The sequence below is a fragment of the Candidatus Nanosynbacter sp. TM7-057 genome (assembly GCF_022828295.1).
Lineage (GTDB): Bacteria > Patescibacteriota > Saccharimonadia > Saccharimonadales > Saccharimonadaceae > Nanosynbacter.
The window spans coordinates 1-763 of record NZ_JAJQJT010000003.1 but is presented as its reverse complement, the minus strand read 5'-3'; the positions used below and the strand labels follow the sequence as shown (position 1 = coordinate 763).

General features: G+C 40.4%; 1 protein-coding gene and 1 pseudogene. One reads left to right on the top strand and one right to left on the bottom strand.

The window, feature by feature from the left end; translation table 11 throughout:
- Positions 1–389: pseudogene (locus LRM45_RS03935) on the top strand (hypothetical protein); the annotation flags it as partial.
- A 6-nt stretch (positions 390–395) separates the two neighbouring features.
- Here the strand turns inward: LRM45_RS03935 and LRM45_RS03930 are convergent.
- The coding region (locus tag LRM45_RS03930; RefSeq protein WP_243826829.1) for an H-type lectin domain-containing protein at positions 396–763 on the bottom strand (368 nt) is incomplete at its 5' end.

The following is a 763-nucleotide window of genomic DNA, read 5'->3' as shown; positions in this document are numbered from 1 at the left end:
TAGCAAACTCTAGCGTAAAAGTCAATACTCACAAGATAGACTTTACGACTATGCCAGCCTACAAATATAGCACCGAAGAGCAAGACACTGGCAAAAAATGGATAAATGGCAAAACTATCTATCAAAAGACTTTTATAATGGGTGGACTCGGTTTAGCTACTACAATTAAAAAGCCACACAACATTTCTAATTTAGATTTAGTAATTAGAATTCAGGGTATTGCTAAAGAAAATTCAATTGGGGCAACTATCAACTTGCCACATGCCGCCGATCAACAAGCTTATACAGTGACAGTATATGCTGATAACACGAACGTAAATATTCAAACATATGCTGATCAGCGCGGCTATGCTCAATCTTATGTGACTCTATGGTACACGAAAAAATAACTAGATTTAACCGATTGCTATCCAATTAACATAATACGTTCCTAGAAGTTGCGCGCCATCAAATCGACGACATCGAGCAGTAAATGAGGTATTCGTTACATTTACAGCGCTAAAGGCGCAGCCGCCCCAAGAAGCATTTGGTTTGTCTGTCCATCCGTCGCCAGGTTGACCATATCCTCCGAAAGAGCAAACTACAGTAGGAAGCGTTTTGAACTGCTTTGGAAAAGTGATTTGAATAGTAGCCTCGAGAGCGTTCGACGGAACGCTGAGCATAGCTACACCACATTGTACATTCACAGGCTTGTCAGTAGTCGTGTTATTTCGCTTTACTTTTACTTTTTCTTCGAGCGGCATAGTCGTAAAGTCTATCTTGT